We start from the raw sequence: 244 nt of genomic DNA on the forward strand, positions 1-244 counted from the left end.
ACTCCAGTTTGGTGGTGTCCCAGTCTGTCTGGTCTGCCCCGGTTTTCCACGCCCACGCCGGGTTGGTGTTGGTGATTTCCCCGTTCAGGGTGATGCTGTTATCGGCCGCCAGGTCACCTTCCGTGAATGCCGCCGACACGCTGCCGCTTACCAGACCCGCCGCCAGCAGAGCCAGTTTCAGTGCTTTCATTTTCATAATCCGTTTCCTTTTTCTCTGAGTCCGTTATTACTGATGGGTGACCGT

General features: G+C 56.6%; 1 protein-coding gene. It reads right to left on the reverse strand.

Translation table 11 applies throughout. The annotated features are described in order from the left end of the window. Positions 1-196 (reverse strand): F4 family fimbrial subunit (locus ACU8YC_RS28890; protein WP_446896496.1); only part of this gene is annotated, 196 nt, incomplete at its 3' end. Positions 197-244 lie beyond the last annotated feature (48 nt).

It is taken from the genome of Citrobacter sp. VF227, assembly GCF_052950715.1.